Source organism: Pyxidicoccus sp. MSG2 (genome assembly GCF_026626705.1).
GTDB lineage: Bacteria > Myxococcota > Myxococcia > Myxococcales > Myxococcaceae > Myxococcus.
This window is the reverse complement of record NZ_JAPNKC010000001.1, coordinates 6,028,996-6,044,759: the sequence shown is the minus strand read 5'-3', so window position 1 is coordinate 6,044,759 and position 15,764 is coordinate 6,028,996. Positions and strand designations below refer to the sequence as shown.

The 15,764-nt window shown below is 71.4% G+C and carries 7 protein-coding genes; 2 read left to right on the top strand and 5 right to left on the bottom strand.

The window, feature by feature from the left end; all coding sequences use genetic code 11:
• Positions 1 to 170: 170 nt before the first annotated feature.
• On the top strand, positions 171 to 5,948 hold the full coding sequence (locus OV427_RS23630) for an AAA family ATPase (RefSeq protein ID WP_267858416.1): 5,778 nt from the start codon (positions 171 to 173) through the stop codon (positions 5,946 to 5,948).
• Positions 5,949 to 6,011: 63 nt separating this feature from the next.
• Here the strand turns inward: OV427_RS23630 and OV427_RS23625 are convergent, their stop codons facing one another.
• On the bottom strand, positions 6,012 to 8,249 hold the full coding sequence (locus OV427_RS23625) for a M4 family metallopeptidase (protein WP_267858415.1): 2,238 nt from the start codon (positions 8,247 to 8,249) through the stop codon (positions 6,012 to 6,014).
• Positions 8,250 to 8,601: 352 nt separating this feature from the next.
• Between OV427_RS23625 and OV427_RS23620 the strand changes: the two genes are divergently transcribed.
• Positions 8,602 to 9,048 carry an ATP-dependent DNA helicase gene (locus OV427_RS23620; protein WP_267858414.1) on the top strand — a complete coding sequence of 149 codons (447 nt, stop codon included), beginning with the start codon at positions 8,602 to 8,604 and terminating at the stop codon, positions 9,046 to 9,048.
• 43 nt (positions 9,049 to 9,091) lie between these two features.
• On the opposite strand, the gene OV427_RS23615 is transcribed toward OV427_RS23620, so the two are convergent.
• The 4 genes from OV427_RS23615 to OV427_RS23600 form a co-directional block, all read right to left on the bottom strand.
• Positions 9,092 to 10,279: an aromatic ring-hydroxylating oxygenase subunit alpha gene (locus OV427_RS23615; RefSeq protein ID WP_267858413.1), complete on the bottom strand. Its 1,188-nt coding sequence runs from the start codon at positions 10,277 to 10,279 to the stop codon at positions 9,092 to 9,094.
• A gap of 67 nt (positions 10,280 to 10,346) precedes the next feature.
• Positions 10,347 to 11,996, bottom strand: a complete 1,650-nt coding sequence (locus tag OV427_RS23610; protein WP_420718366.1) for a GH3 auxin-responsive promoter family protein — start codon at positions 11,994 to 11,996, stop codon at positions 10,347 to 10,349.
• Between the two features lie 26 nt (positions 11,997 to 12,022).
• Positions 12,023 to 12,796, bottom strand: a complete 774-nt coding sequence (locus tag OV427_RS23605) for a hypothetical protein (protein WP_267858411.1) — start codon at positions 12,794 to 12,796, stop codon at positions 12,023 to 12,025.
• A complete protein-coding gene (locus tag OV427_RS23600; RefSeq protein WP_267858410.1) occupies positions 12,793 to 15,660 on the bottom strand; it encodes an FG-GAP-like repeat-containing protein in 2,868 nt (955 codons plus the stop codon). Before OV427_RS23600 ends, OV427_RS23605 begins: the two co-directional genes overlap by 4 nt.
• Positions 15,661 to 15,764 lie beyond the last annotated feature (104 nt).

Here is a 15,764-nt window from a genome sequence, read left to right as displayed (position 1 = left end):
GCATATGGGCAGGTAGCACAGCCCTTCTGGCAGCACCGTCATGAAGGGGAGGTGGGAAGCCAGCGCCCCGCTGGCAAGAACACCCCGCGACACCGCTGGCGAGCGCCCGGGCAACGGCTCCCGGGAGTGCTCCGGCGCCCCACCATCCAAATCCTCAAGGAGGAGAATGGATGGAGGTGGGGAGTCGCGCGATGCTCCAGGCGCTCGGTGGTGACGAGGGGTTGCGGGAAATCCACCGCGGGCGCCGCTACGTGGTGCTGCGAGGCCTCAAGCAGGACGGCGAGCCCCTGGTCGTCAAGCGGGTGCGCGCCGGCCCGCTCGCCACCGGCAGCGTGGCCATGCTGCGCCACGAGTACTCACTCTTGCGCTCCCTCCACGGCGAGGTGCCCGGCGTCTCGCGGCCGGTGACGCTGGAGGAGGACGCGGCGAGCATGCCGTCCCTCATCCTGGAGGACGCCGGCCCGCAGAACCTCCAGGAGTGGCTGGGGCGCCGGCCGGTGGCCATGGACGCCTTCCTGGAACTGGCCCTCCAGCTCGCCGGCATCATCGCCAGCCTGCACCAGCAGCACGTCATCCACCGCGACCTCAACCCCACCAACATGGTGGTGGGCGCCGGCAGCCGGCACGTCACCGTCGTCGACTTCGACCTCGCCACGCGCGTGGCCGGGCTGCCCCCCAGCCACGAGATGCCGGGCGAATTGCAGTGGGCCCTGCCCTACGTGGCCCCCGAGCAGACCGGGCGGATGAACCGCCCCATCGACCACCGCGCGGACCTCTACTCGCTGGGCGCCACCTTCTACGAGCTGCTCACCGGGCTGCCGCCCTTCGTGTCCATGGACCCGGCCGAGCTGGTGCACGCCCACCTGGCGAAGCCGCCCGTGCCGCCCGCCTTCGCCAACCCCGCCGTCCCGAAAATCCTCTCGGACCTGGTGCTGAAGCTGCTCGCGAAGATGCCGGAGGAGCGCTACCAGAGCGCCGAGGCGCTCCTCGCGGACCTGCTGGAGACGCGGCGCCGGCAGGCCTCGGGGCCCGTGGGCTCGTTCGAGCTGGGCCGCGTGGACCTGGCCCGCCAGCTCACCTTCCCCCCGCGCCTGTACGGCCGCGAGCGCGAGCTGGCGCGGCTGCGCGAGGCGCTGGAGCGTGCGCGCCACGGCCGCAGCGAGGGCGTCCTGCTCGCGGGCGAGGCGGGCATCGGCAAGTCGGAGCTCATCCGGGAGCTGGGCCGCCGCGCCGCGCCGGGAGACCACGTGCTGAGCGGCAAGTTCGCCATCCTCCGGGGCAATGTGCCCTACCCGGCCTTCGTGGAGGCCTTCCAGGGACTGATGCACCGGCTGGAGGAACAGCCCCCGGAGGCTCGCGAGGGCTGGCGGCGCCGGCTGCGCGCGGCGCTGGGCCCCAACAGCCGTGTCATCAGCGACATCATCCCGGAGCTGGACGCGCTGCTGGGCCCACAGCCCGCGCCCCTGCCGCTGGCGCCGGTGGAGGCCACGGCGCGACTGCAGCTCGTCTTCCAGTCCTTCGTCCAGGCGCTCGCGTCCGCCGAGCACGTGCTGGTGCTGTTCCTGGAGGACCTGCAGTGGGCGGACCCCGGCTCGCTCCAACTCCTCCACCACCTGGCCGCGGACCCGGAGTCGTGTCACGTCCTGGTGGTGGGCGCGTACCGGCCGCGCGAGGTGGACGAGAACCACCCGCTGTCCCGGCTGCTGGCGTCCCTGCGCGAAGAGGAGGCGATGCCCTTCCGCACGCTCGAGCTGGCCCCCTTGGACCTGGCCGCCGTCACCGCGCTGTGCGCCGACACCTTCCGCTGCGGCCCCGCGCGCGCCCGCCCGCTGGCGGACTGCCTCTTGCGCAAGACAGCCGGCAACCCGCTCTTCCTCACCCGGCTGATGCGGCTGCTCCACCAGTCCGGCCTGCTGACCTTCGACCTGGAGCGTGGCGAGTGGCAGTGGGACCTGGACCGGCTGGCGCGGGTGCAGGTGACGGAGAACGTGGTGGAGCTGATGATGGCCACCATCCGCCAACTGCCGGAGCGGGCCCAGCGCGCCCTGAAGGTCGCCTCCTGCCTGGGGGACCGGGTGCGGCTGTCGCTGTTGTCCGCGCTGGTGGATGACTCCAGGGATGACGCGGCCTCGGCGCTCTGGCACCTCCTGCGCGAGGGACTGCTCATCCCGGAGCGGGAGGGAGGCAGGCCCCCGCGCGGCGAAGACCCCGCGGCGCCCGACGTCCCGGGGCGGGAGGCGACCTACGTCTTCGCGCATGACCGGATCCGCCAGGCGGCGTACGCCCTGCTCTCCGAGGACGAGCGGCGGCACGTGCACCGCGAGGCCGGGCGCCTGCTGCTGCGCGAGGCCAGGGGGGACCTGCTCGACGAGCGGCTCTTCGCGGCGGTGGACCACCTCCACCTGGGCCTGGAGCGGCCCGGCGAAACCGTGGAGGGGCTGGAGCTGGCCGAGCTCAACTTCCGCGCGGGCCTCAAGGCCAAGGGAACGGCGGCGTTCGGCGCGGCGCTGGTGTACCTGCTGCGCGGCATCGAGCTGCTCCCCAGGGAACAGTGGGACGCGCGCCGGGAGCAGGTCTTCCGCCTGCACAAGGAGGCGGCGGAGTGCGCGTACTTCTCGGGAGACCTCGAGCTGGCCGGGAGGCTGGTGCGCACCGCGCTGGAGCTGGCGCCCTCGCGGCTGGAGCAGGCGAACCTGTACTGCCTCCTGGTGCTCGCGAATGCCATCAACGCCCGCTTCGACGAGGGGCTCCGGTGGGCGCTGTCGGGACTGCGGCTGTTCGGCGTGGAGCTGCCGGAGCACGACTACACGCAGGCGCTCGCCGAGGAGCTGGCCCGGGTGGGGCCGCTCATGAAGGGCCGCTCGGTGGAGGACCTGCTGGACGCGCCGCGCCTGGAGGACCCGGCGCTGCTGGCCTGCGTGCGGCTGCTGGCGGAGCTGGACAACGTGGCCTACTACATCCACCCGGAGCTTTTCGCCCTCGTCAACACGCGCGCCCTCAACCTCACGCTGGAGCATGGCAACTCCCCGTGGGCGCCCGTGGTGTACGGGGGCCACGGGATGATGCTGTCCATGGGCGCGGGGGACCCCGTGTCCGGCCATGCCTTCGCGAGCATGGCGGCGGAGCTGGGCCGGCGGCAGGGAGACCCCCGGCAGGAATGCCGGGCGCTCGTCTCATTGCTGTCCCTGAACCACTGGGTGATGCCGCTGCGCGCCAACCCGCCCCTGGTGCGCCGCGCCTTCGCGGTGGGGCTCGCCGGTGGAGACCTGCACTTCGCGGGCTACGCGCTCATCACCGGAATCAACACCGAGCTGGCCATGGGCACCGAGCTGCCCCGCGTGCTCGCCTCTGTCGAGACGTGCCTGTCCTTCCTCCGCAAGTGCGGTGATGTGCCCATGCAGGACACCGCCACCCTCCTGCGCCAGACCATCCGCGCCCTGCAGGGACACACCCACCGGCCGGCCCGCTTCGACGACGACGACTTCGACGAGGCGGCCTTCCTCGCCGCGAAGGAGGTGGCGCCCCTCAACCGCGGCTTCCACGCCATCCTGCGCCTCTTCGTTGCGTACCTGCTGGGCGACTTCGACGAGGCCTGGCGGCTGTCCGAGGTGGCGGGCCGCCTCATCGTGCACATCCGGGGCTCGCACCGCATCTCCAGGCACAACGTCGTGACGTCGCTACTGCTGGCGGCCCGGTGCGGCGACGGTTCAGACACACGGGCCGAGGCCCTGGCCCGCATCGCCGCCAACCAGCGCCAGCTCGGCGCGTGGGCGGAGCGCTGCCCGGAGAACTTCCGCCACAAGCACCAGCTCGTCGCCGCCGAGGTGGCCCGGCTCGAGGGGCGGCACGTGGAGGCGATGGCCCTCTACGACGCCGCCATCGACGGGGCCCACGCCGAGGGCTTCCTCCAGGACGAGGCCCTGGGGAACGAGCTGGCGGGGCGCTACTACCACGCACTGGGCCGCAAGCGCTTCGCGGCGCTCCACCTTCGCGCCGCCCTGGAGGGGTTCGCCCGCTGGGGCGCGTGGGCCAAGGTGTCGCTGCTGGAGGAGGAGTTCCCGGACCTGAAGTCCCTGGGAGGAAGGGCCTGGAGCGGGCCCGCCGCCCCGTCGGAGAACGAGGGGCCGCAGGGCGCGGCGCTGGATTTGCGCAGCCTGCTCAAGGCGTCCGCGACGCTGGTGGGCGAGGTGGTGTTGGACCGGCTGCTGGAGAAGCTGATGGCGGTGTGCCTGGAGTCCGCGGGCGCCACGCGGGGCGCGCTGGTGCTGGAAGAGGCAACCACCCTGGTGGTTCGTGCGCAGGGCACCGTGTCGGAGCCCGTCAGCCTGGAGCACACGCCCCTGGTCTCCGCGAGCACCGTCCCCGCCACGTTGGTGGAGCACGCGTGGCTGACGGGAGAGACGCTCGTGCTGGGGGACGCGGCGCACCAGGGCCGCTTCGTCACCGACCCGCGCGTCGTCCAGCGCGCCGTGAAGTCCGCCCTGGCCGTGCCCATCCAGCGGCAGGCGCGGACGGTGGGCGTGCTCTACCTGGAGAACGACCTGGCCACGCACGCCTTCACTTCCGAGCGCGTGGGCGTGCTGCGGACGCTGTCCTCGCAGCTCGCCATCTCCCTGGAGAACAGCCAGCTCTTCGAGCGGCTCAACGTGGAGGTGCGGGAGCGCCGCAAGGCGGAGGCCACCGTGCGCTTCCTGGCGGAGTCGGGGCTGGCGCTGGCCGAGTCGCTCGATTTGGAGCTGACGCTGGCGAAGGCCACCCGCATGGTCGTCCCCTTCCTGGCGGACTGGTGCATGTTCATCGTCGCCGAGGACGACGGGCGCGTGCGGGTGGCGGCTTCCGCGCATGCGGACCCCGAGAAGGAGGTCGGCATGCGCGAGCTGCTGGCGAAGTACCCGCCCGACTGGAACTCGCCGGCCTCCATCATGGGCGTCCTGCGGACGGGCCGTCCCCTGCTGCGCGCCGAGCTCACCGCCGAGGTGCTGGCGGAGGCGGGGCAGGGGCCGGAGTACGTGACGGGCATCCTGTCGCTGGGCACGCGCACGGCCATGCACGTGCCGCTGACCTCACGGGGCAAGACGCTGGGAGTCATCACCCTCGCCACGGGCGCGGCCGGCCGCCACTACGGCGAGGCGGACCTGGACCTGGCGCAGGAGCTGGCCCGGCGCGTCGCCGTCTGCATCGACAACGCGCGCCTGTACCGCGCGGCCCAGGACGCCGTCCGGCTGCGCGACGAGTTCCTCAGCGTCGCCTCGCACGAGCTCAACACACCCCTCACGTCGCTGCGGCTGATGGTGCAGTCGCTGAAGCGCCACGCGCCCGCGGGCCTGCCGGAGGCCGCGGTGCGCGCCCTGCGCACGGTGGATGGCCAGTCGCTCCGGCTGGCCACGCTCATCGAGGAGCTGCTCGACGTCTCGCGCCTGCATGCCGGCCGGCTGGATTTGAACCTGGAGCGGGTGGACCTGCGGGACGTCATCCACCGCGTGGCCACGCGCCTGCGCGAGCCGCTGGAGCGGGCGGGCTGCGCGCTGGAGGTCCACGTGGAGGGCTCCATCCCCGGGCGCTGGGACGCCATGCGCCTGGGGCAGGTGCTGCTCAACCTCCTCTCCAACGCCATCAAGTTCGGCGCCGGCAAGCCCATCCTCCTCGAGGCCGGGGTGGAGCACGACACGGCGTGGCTGCGCGTGAGGGACCGGGGCATCGGCATCGCTCCGGACCGGCTGCCGCACATCTTCGACCGCTTCGAGCGCGCCGTGTCCGTGCGCGCCTATGGCGGCCTGGGACTGGGCCTGCACCTGGTGCGTGAAATCCTCACCGCGCTCGGCGGGAGCATCCAGGTGGAGAGCACCGTCGGCGTCGGCACCACCTTCACCGTGGAGCTGCCGTGCGTCGGGCCACCCCAGGAGGAGTCCGGGTTTCCGGCCGTGACGGCGGCCGCGCCCGCCCCCTGAAACGACAGCACCCGGGAGGCCAGAAGGCCGCCCGGGTGCCGGTGCTTCATTCAGCGCTTGGGACTAGTAGTTGCCCACCAGCGACACGCCCGAGTAGGCCGTGTAGCCGCGGAGGTTCACGTAGTACGTGCCCGCCGTGGTCTTCGCCGCCAGGCTGCACGACTCGTTGTTGCCGGACGAGTACGGACGGCAGTCGTACGTGGTCGTCGTCGGAGCGGCGTTCCAGCGCACGTACATGTCCGCATCACCCGTGCCACCGGAGATGGCGATGGTGGCGGCGGTGCTGGCCGGCACGGCCAGGGTGTAGTTGGCCGACACGGAGCCGGAAGCGCCGGACAGGCCGGTCTTCGGGACGCCGCGCGTCAGCACGGTGCCCGGCGGAGGCGTGCCCGTGGTGTAGGCGCCCAGCAGCGTCACGCCCGAGTAGGTCGAGTACGCGTTGAGCATCACGTAGTAGGTGCCCGCCTGGATGTTGGTGATGGTGCAGGTCTCGGCGTTGCCGCTGGCGTACGGACGGCAGTCGTAGGTCGCGGAGTCCGGCGCGGCGCCGAAGCGCACGTACAGGTCCACGTCACCCGTGCCACCGGAGGTGGTGAACTTCAGGGTGGTGGCGCCCGTGGGGACGACCAGCGTGTAGTACTTGCTGTTGCCCGAGCTGTCGCCGATGCCCGTCACCGCGACGTTGTTGGTCAGCGGGGTGGTGGTCGGGGGAGGAGTGGTGACGCCCACGCCCACCGCTTCCCACGCGGCCTTCACGGCGTCCTGCGTGGCCGCGTCGTAGCCCAGGTCCGCGGCGGCCTGGATGGTCCAGGTCTTCGCGTTCGCGAAGGTGGTGGAGGCCGTGTACAGGTCGGTGTTGGCCTTGTACCAGATGCGAGCGGCCTTCTCGACGCCGATGGCCGGCACGTTGATGGTGGAGCGGCCGCGCGGGTGCAGACCACCCTTGGAGAGCAGCGCGAAGGCCAGGTTGGGAACGCCGGAGCTGTAGTGCACGTCGGTGCCCGACGTCACGTTGGCCGCCCAGTCCTTGGACGCGCCGTCCTTGGCCGGGTCATCCATGTAGCGGAGCGCGTCGTTCGCGGTGCCCGGGGTCCACACGTCCTCGCCAATCATCCAGATGGCGGCGGCGGTGCTCCAGGTGCCCGAGGCCTGGCTCTCGCAGATGGCGGAGAAGGTGTCGGACATGGCCTCGTTCAGGCCACCGGACTGACCGGAGTAGGTCAGGTTGGACTCGTTCTCCGTCACGGCGTGGGTCAGCTCGTGGACGGTGACGTCCGCGTCCTTGCCCAGCTCGATGGAGTTCACGCCGTCGCCATCGCCGTACACCATCTGCGTGCCGTCCCAGTAGGCGTTCACGTAGTTGGTGCTGTAGTGCACGGTGCTGATGAGCGTCGCGCCCGCGTTGTTGATGGAGTCGCGGTTGAACAGCGTCTTGTAGCAGTTGTACGTGTAGCCGAGCATGTCGTAGTTCATGTCGACATGCGCGTCGCCAGTGGCGGCGCCACCCTCGCTGCGCTTCAGGGTACCCGGGGTGGTCGAGCCGTTGTTGGCCGAGTACACCTTGCGGTTGAGCGCCGAGTGGATCTGCGGGAAGCGCGCGGCAACCGAGCCGTCGCGGGCATCCACATAGACCAGGTCGACAATCGGCATGCCGTTCAGCTCGGCGCCGGACACGCGCACTTCCCACGCGAGGTGCAGCTTCTCGGCGTCGTCGCGCACGTACACCAGGCGCGGGCTGCCGGTGGCGGCGATGCCAGTGCCAGCGGTGGCCTTCACGGCGGCCTGCGCGGCGGCGGCGGAGGCCACGGTGGCCTTCGCGGGCAGCGTCTGGCCGTCACGGGCGGAGCCGTTGGCGAGGTACACGGTGCCGTTGGGGCGAACGTGGACGACGAGCTCGCCGTTGACCACCGGCAGGCCGTTCTTGGTCTGCGAGTAGCGCAGGTGCTGGTTGCCCAGGTCGTCCGTGCGCGCGCTGCGCAGGTACATGTCTTCCGGGTTCAGGCGGAACACGGGCGCCACGACACCCAGCGTCGGGGCGGCGGCGACGGCGGCCTGGCCGATGCCCATGGCCGTCAGCGAGCGCTCCACCTGGCCGAGCTCACCGCGGATGGTGGACGGGATGCCGTCCTCGTGGACGCCGGTGACGCCGGCGTTGTTGAGGGCACCCAGCGAAGCCTGGATGTCCTCCCCCCCCTTCTCCGGCTGGGCCTCGTCACCCGACGCGGTGTCCACCGCGCCGCAAGCAGTGAGGGCCAGACCCAGCCATGCAGCTCCAAACTTCTTCAAGACTCGAATAGCCAACGAAATACCTCCAGGGAGAAAGGCCCGCTATTCGTGACACACCTGGAATGTGAATTTCAAACCCCCAGTGCGTGATTTCTGTTTCAGAGTGTTTTGTTACCTGCGGAGCGCGCTTTTCCGAGGGGTGGGGTCCCCACTTTGTAAGCTTTATTTACGCTGATTTCCCCGTGGAGCAAGAATGCTCCAATCGATGTGTGGCCTGAAGCCCCCAGGATTCTCCGTGAAAGGGATTGGGTGTGTCGGGGTGCGCGGGGTGCGTAATGAACCGAAATGGCCGGCGGAAGAATCGTCCCCGGGGGCTCCCGTCAGAAGGGACAGAACGCAGCGCAACCCGCTGCAACTGGAGGCCGTCATGAACGGGAAGATGATTCGAGTGCTCGTGGTCCTCGCGATGTCCGTCGGGAGTCCGGTCCTTGCCCAGAGCGTGCACGGCGCCTCCAGCATCCGCGTCGGAGAGCCGTACGGGCGGGTGGAGAACAACCGCGCCGAGCGGGAGCGGCAGGCCCGCATCGAACGCGAGCGGCTGGAGCGGGAGCGGCAGGCCCGCATCGAGCGGGAGCGGGTGGAGCGCGAGCGGGAGCGGGTGGCGCGCATCGAGCGCGAACGCAAGGAGCGGCTGGAGCGCGAGCGGCTCGCCCGCATCGAGCGTGAGCGGGTGGAGCGGGAGCGCCTGGCCCGCATCGAGCGCGAGCGCAAGGAGCGCGAACGCCTGGCGCGGCTGGAGCGCGAGCGCTGGGAGCGGGAGCACAGCCACCCGACGCATGGGGGCACGGGCTACTACGGCTCGCGGCGCGGGTGAGCAGCGGTAGGAGGACCACGGGTCGCCGAGCGCGGCCCGTGGTTCAAATCCAGAAGGCCATGTCGCGCTCGGCCTCCTCGGGGCCGGCGCCGTGGCCGCCCTCGCGCAGCCAGCGGCGATAGGCCTCGATGTCGGCGTGGTGCAGGTCCGCCTCGGTGCCGGAGTAGACGCCGCCGCCGGGCCCGTCGAGCAGCGCCTCTCGCTGGATGCCCATGATGACCACGTCCTGCTGGATGACCTGCCGCGTGTACCAGCGCACCAGCGGTTTCAGCGCCCGGCCCACCAGCGCCCCCGGCACGTCCACCGGGAGCCGGTAGCTGATGGCCGTGTAGACGAGGCTGTCCGTGGCGCCAATGGGCGTGCACTGCGAGTTGATGACGAAGCCGTGGTCGCCCCACAGGTAGTCCACGCGGGTGACGTTGGGGACGTAGTACTTGTCCGTGTGGAGCAGCGGCAGGCCGCTCGGGTTGAAGAGGCGGCCGAGCCCCGTGACGGTGTCCTGCTCCTGCTTGTACGTCACCAGCACGCTGCCGGCCGTGCGCCGCACCGTGGCGGGAACGCGCTTGCTCGCCGGCTTCCGGAACCAGCCTGGATGGACGAAGAGCGTGTGCGGCACGTCCATGAAGTTCTCGACGAGGTTCGTCACCCCGTTCGGGAAGCGCGTCACCATGAAGTAGACGGTCCACCCGGGCTGTCCCCAGTAGGGGACGCGGAACGGCTCGGCCCGGGCGCGCGACGCGTCGGGGCCACCCATGAAGACGAAGACGAGTCCGTCCTGCTCCACCGTCGGGAAGCGCTGGAGCTGCCCCAGCTTGCAGGGCTCGGACTGGAGTCCCTCGCGCGCGCAGGCCTCCGCGTCCAGCAATTCACCGCGCTGCGAGGGCCCGAGCGAGGGCACCTCCACCACCGCGCCGGACGCGTCGTAGACCCAGCCGTGGTACGGGCAGCCGAGGCGCCCGTCGAACACGGCCCCGCGCGACAGCCGTGCGTTGCGGTGCAGACACCTGTCCCGCAGGGCGGCGGGCCGGCCATGCGCGTCGCGGAAGAGGACCACCCCCGTGCCGAAGAGGGTGCGCGCGAGCGGCGTGCCCGTCTTCAGCTCCGTGGAGAGACAGGCCACGTACCAGTAGTCCTTCAGCGCGCCGCAGCGGGAGAGGTCTGCCTCCGCTTCGAGGTCCACGTTGGGCGTGCGCGGAGCCTCGACGGGTTGCAGGTGCAGGGGCTGTCTCATGCGGCGGCTCCGGAGAAGTGGGCGGACCCGCCGGGCTGGCGGTGCAGGTCCATGCGCGGAAGAGGTCTCATGCGCAGGCCTCGGAGAACCAGGCGGACCAGCCGGGCTGGCGGTGCAGGTCCATGGGCTTGATGTCGCCGGCGCGCTGGCCGAGCGAGATGCAGCGGGCCTCGTAGCGGCGGGCCCCTTCCGAGACGCGCACGGCGCGCACCGGGCCGAGCTGCCCGAGCTCGCGCGCGTAGCGGTAGTGGTGGCCCTCGTGGAGCGCGCGCTCCACGGCGGCGGCCGCCTCGGCAAGGCGTGCGTCGGGAGCAGCCGTCTCCAGGAAGAGTCGGTAGGCGGGAGGCTCCGGCGCCGCGTGCCACTCGGGGGCGAGCATGGCGAAGGTGGGACGCGTACCTCCGAAGAGGGACGGAAGCGTGGCATCCAGCACGGCGGCGACGCGCGTGGCGGCGAGCTTCTCCCCCACGAGGTCGCAGACGGCGTCCGCGCGGCCGAGGAAGCGCAGGCAGGGCGTGGCGTGCCGGAAGCCCTCCACGCGCACGAGGTCTCCCAGCCGGTAGCGCAGCAACCCTCCGGAGGTGGAGAGGAGCACCGTGTACGTGTGGCCCCGCTCCAATTCGTGCGCGAGGCGCGGGCGGGTGTCGGGGCGCTCGGCGTCGAGGAACTCGAAGAAGTGGCTGCGGACGGCGAGCACGGGCGCGGGGGCGTCGAAGAGGGGCAAGGTGACGACGCCCTCCGTGGCCAGCAGTCCCTTGCCCTGCACCTCCACGCCGGTGAAGCGGCGGCACGCGGCGGGCACCGCGTGCGCGGCCTGCGCGTCCGTCCACATGCTGAGCAGGGAGAGTCGCGGCCACAGCGCTCGGGCCTGGAGGCCCTGCCGCAGGGCGGAGCGGAGCGCGGCGGCACGCTCGGGATGCGGGGAGAAGCGCATGCGGGAGAGGACCGCGCGGACCGCATCGACCTCACGCTCCGGTGGACGGCAGGTGCCCCGCTCCAGGTCCTCCGCCAGCCGCTCCCCGTGCCACTCCAGCGCGTCCATGAGGAGCGTGAGGAAGCTCGGGTTCCACACGCTGATGAGGGACAGGTCCTCACGGGCGACGAGGTGCCACAGCGTCACGTAGCGGCAGCGCTCCACGTCCGGCAGCGCGCCCACGGCTCCCGGCACCGCGAACACCCGCGAGAGCAATGGCCGCAGCGCGCGGGAGAAGTAGGCGCTGTCCTCCACGCTTCCCACCGGGAGTCCTCCGGACGTCCTGCCCTGCTTGCCGCCCATCGGGGAGATGGACCAGTAGCTCGGCCCGGTGCGAAGCGCGGGTCTGTGGTGGAGCATCTCGAACAGCATGGGGGACAGGGCGCGCTGGAACTCGTCCAGCAGGCCCGCCGTCACCGGCACGAGCTTGCTCGCACCGGAGGAGCCACCCGAGGGCTCGAAGCGCGTCACCGGCTCGCGCGTGAGCACGCGGGCCTCACCGGCGGCGATGCGCTCCACGTCCGAAGCGAGGCCATCCGGCGTCACCAGCGGCACCGCGTCCTGGAAGTCCCGCGCGCTGCGCACCCGTGCGAAGCCCGGGATGCGCGCGGCCTGCTGACTTCCCGAGACGGCTCGCAGCACCCGGGCCAGACACTCCGCCTGCGCAGCTTCGGGCTCACGCAAGGCACGGTGGAAACGCAGCGCCGAAGGCGCGAGCGCGGCACGCAGCCCCCCGAGCAACATGGAAGACGCAATCACGTCGCGCCTCCTCACGTCCCCACGCGGACGCCCACCTGCCGCAGCCCGCGCCGCGCCCAGCCGCGGAGCTGGCCCCACACGCTGCGCCCCAGCGCCCGGGTGAGGTCCCACCAGCGAATCTCCACCAGGCACACCAGCTCCTCGCCGTCCGCGTGGCCGGGGTTGCGCTCGGCGAAGAAGGCGATGTGCGGGTGCGCCGCCGCGGCACGGTCGATGGGGGCAATGCCATCCCGCACGCGGTAGTGCGCGCCATGGAAGCGCAGCGTGCCCCGCCCCGCGTCGTACTGCGCGCCGAACCAGCGCGTGGCCAGCTCGCGGAGGAAGTCCTCGCGTCCGGGCGGCGGCGTCCAGTCGCGCCGGGGCACCGTCCTCCCGAAGTAGTTCACCGCGAGCAGGTACGTCTTGAACCCGGCGCTCAGCAGCAGCCAGTGCAGTGGGCGCAGCGGGTTGCGCAGCTTGCGCGACAGCAGGAAGCGCCCGAAGCACACCTGCAACACCTTGTGTCCCCACCAGTCCGGATGGATGACGGTGTCACCCGAGTACACCACCTCCACCACTCGCGCCCCCGCGCGCTCCTCGGAGACTCGCAAGGTGCTGAAGCCCACCAGCTCCGCGCCACGCCGCGCATGCAGCAGGATGACGTACTGCTTTCCCTCCAGGTCCTCCGCGAAGCGCTCCGGCGACACGCCCGCGTAGCAGAGCTGCATCAGCGCCAGCATCTGCGCGCGCTGCGCCTCCGTGAGCGACTCGCGCCGCACCGTGGAGCCCTTGAGCGGAGACATCATGGCGTGACGCCCCCGCGCAGCGCGGCGGCCTCCGCCGGCTGCCGCAGCTCTTGGTAGCGGTCCGGCTCCAGCGTCACCTCCTGCACCGCGCCGCCGTACCAGTGCACCTCCGCCTTCACCGGCCCGGAGTGACGCCCCAGGCCGAAGTGCAGCCGGGGGTCCGCCGAAGCGGAGAAGCCGCCCATCAGCCCCACCTCGCGCACCTGCTCCACGCGCCGCCCGTCCTCCTCGTAGGAGACGACGACGCGCGTGCCCACCGCGCTCCGGTGCGTGCCCGTGCCGTTGCCCACCAGCGTCAGCCCCACGAAGTGCGCCTCCGGAGTCACCGCGCCGCGCAGCGTGTTGCGGTACAGCGACAGGGGCGCGTGCTGGTTGGTGACGAGCGCATCCAGGTCCCCGTCATCATCCAGGTCCGCGAGCAGCACGCCGCGCGAGTTGTCCGGGTCCTCCATGCCCAGCTCGCGCGCCAGGTCCACGAAGTGCCCGGGCTTCTCCTCGCCCAGGTTGAGGTACACGCGCCGCGCCTCGTTCGGGTAGAGGGTGCGCCCGCGGATGTCGCCCCACTTGTCCGCGTACGTGTGCACCTCCGGCCCGGACTGCATCAGCTTGTGGTTGACGTACCAGTAGTCCTTGCGCTGCCCGTCGGGGATGCGCCACTGCGGCCCATCCAGCCGGTCGTCCACCATGCCATTGGCCTGCACCAGGTCCGGCCAGCCGTCGTTGTCCAGATCGCCCGCCGCCGCGCCCCAGCCGAAGCGCCGCTCGTTGAGCGCGCCGCGGAAGGTGGCCTCGTCGCGGAACGCCGGAGTGAAGGCGTCCTCGCCCGGCCCCACCATCCACAGCAGGCTGCCCTCCGCCTGCAGCGAGTGGTGCACGTTGGAGACGTACACGTCGAGCCACCCGTTGCGGTCGAAGTCCGCCACGGACGCGTTCATGCCCTTGTACGTGTCCTTCCCAATCTCACCGAAGAGTCGCCCGGCGACGCGGCGGAAGTGGCGTCCCTGCTCGTTGAGGTAGACGTCATCCGGTCCGAAGTCGTTGGCCACATACAGGTCCGTCCAGCCGTCGTGGTTGAGGTCCACCGTGCTCACCGCGAGCGACCAGTGCGTGTCCTTCAGCCCCAGCGCCTGGACGTCCACCTTCTCGAAGGTGCCGTCGCCCCGGCCCCGGTACAGCGCATTGAGGCCGCCATTGGTGGCGTCGTGCCAGCCGTCGTGCATGAAGCGGAACATGCGCCGGTCGTCCGGAGTCTCCGGCTGGGGCAGGTGGAAGAGGTTGAGCGGCACCGGCGGCGAGTAGTCCGGCAGGTGGGTCGTCAGCGCGTTGAGGACGAAGAGGTCCAGGTGCCCGTCGCGGTCGTAGTCGAGGAACGTGAGCCCCAGGCTCACCGCGTGGTCCGCCACGCCCGCCGCTTCCGTCACGTCCTCGAAGCCCGCGACGCCCGTCTCCCGCAGCGTGTTGCGCAGCAGCCGCACCGGCCCGAAGGCCACCGCCACCGCGAGGTCCGCGTCCCCATCTCCATCCCAGTCCACGAACGTCCCGCCGCCCGCCAGCCCCTCTTCCTTGTAGCGGGTGGCGAAGCGCTCCAGCGCGGGCACGGGCACGCGCTCGAAGCGGAAGTCGCCGAGGTTGCGGTAGAGGCCGGCGTGGTGCTCGGGCGTGGCCAGTGGATGCGAGAGGAACAGGTCCAGCTTCCCGTCCCCGTCGTAGTCCCCCGTCGCCACCGCGTCACCTACCGCGACCAGCCACTTCGCCACGTGCGCCAGGCGCGGGTCCAGTTCCTCCAGTGTGTGGCCCATCGTGGAGCCCAGCCCCGCCGCCGCCACGTCCACGCGGTCCATGTGGAAGGACAGCGGCTTCGCGCGGAGACCCGGTGCGGCGGCCACCGTGAAGCCCACGGCCATCACGGCGCCGAGCCCGCCCACCAGACCCGCGCGCTTCAGGTACGCGGGAGACAGCAACGCCCTGAGCGATTCGCCCGCCCCACGCTTCCAGGCCGCGCGCGCGTGGAGGAAGAGGAAGCGCACCGTCGCGCAGGTGAGGGCCGCGTAGAAGAACGTGTAGACGCTCTCCTTCAGGTGGAGAACCAGGTCCACCAGCGTCACCGCCAGGGCCAGGAGAATCTGCCCGCGCCGCGTGCCCGGCGAGGTGGCCGGGTCGGTGAGCATGTAGAAGACGAAGATGAAGAAGGACGGCGCGCCCAGCGTGCCGAGGAAGAGGACTTCCGGCGGCAGGTGGTGCCGCATGATGAACGCGCGCAGCGCCGTCTGCAGCGCGTAGAAGCCGAGGAAGCTGACCACCAGCCAGCCCCGGCCCACGCGGAAGAAGAAGAGCACCAGCGCCGCCATGAGGATGAAGGCGGACAGCGCCACGCTGCCGTTGGCCCACTGGTACGCGGGCGCCGCCGTGATGAGCTCGCGCGTCAGCAGCAGCGACAGCGCCACGCCGAACATGGACGGGTTGAAGACGTGCCGGCCCTCGACGGTGAGCACGTACTTGGAGCCGATGGCCAGCCACACCGGCAGGAAGAGCAGCCAGCTCGAGTGCGAGTAGTTGAGCAGCAGCGCCAGCGAGCAGCAGGAGATGTACGCGCTCAGCGGCACCACCTTGCGCCGCGCCAGCAGCCACCCCAGCGCCACGTCCAGCGCGCTGCCGGTGACGACGATGGTGGCCATCTGCCACGGGCTGCGGTTGAAGCCGAAGAAGGTGAAGCCCAGCACGCCGTAGAGGGTGAGGAGCGCCGCGAAGGGCAGGCGCGGGTCATTCCACCGGGGCCACGTCCAGCCCCAGCGCTCGACGCGCGGTGTCGTGTGCAGCGGGGCATACACCTGTGCAGCCAGGTTCGCCCCCGGTCCAGCGCTCATGGTTCGCCGCCTCCGCCCCTGTGCGACTCACGCCTCGGCACCAGACCGGGCAGGTCTTGCGAGCGTGCCCCGCCGCCCGCGGGCTGTCCAATCAGCATCGGGGC

Excerpts from the sequence above, each read along its gene's own strand:
- OV427_RS23610 (WP_420718366.1), bottom strand. The coding sequence starts at position 11,996 with ATGTTGCTCGGGGGGCTGCGTGCCGCGCTCGCGCCTTCGGCGCTGCGT.
- OV427_RS23620 (WP_267858414.1), top strand. The coding sequence starts at position 8,602 with ATGAACGGGAAGATGATTCGAGTGCTCGTGGTCCTCGCGATGTCCGTC.
- OV427_RS23615 (WP_267858413.1), bottom strand. The coding sequence starts at position 10,279 with ATGAGACAGCCCCTGCACCTGCAACCCGTCGAGGCTCCGCGCACGCCC.
- OV427_RS23605 (WP_267858411.1), bottom strand. The coding sequence starts at position 12,796 with ATGATGTCTCCGCTCAAGGGCTCCACGGTGCGGCGCGAGTCGCTCACG.
- OV427_RS23600 (WP_267858410.1), bottom strand. The coding sequence starts at position 15,660 with ATGAGCGCTGGACCGGGGGCGAACCTGGCTGCACAGGTGTATGCCCCG.
- OV427_RS23630 (WP_267858416.1), top strand. The coding sequence starts at position 171 with ATGGAGGTGGGGAGTCGCGCGATGCTCCAGGCGCTCGGTGGTGACGAG.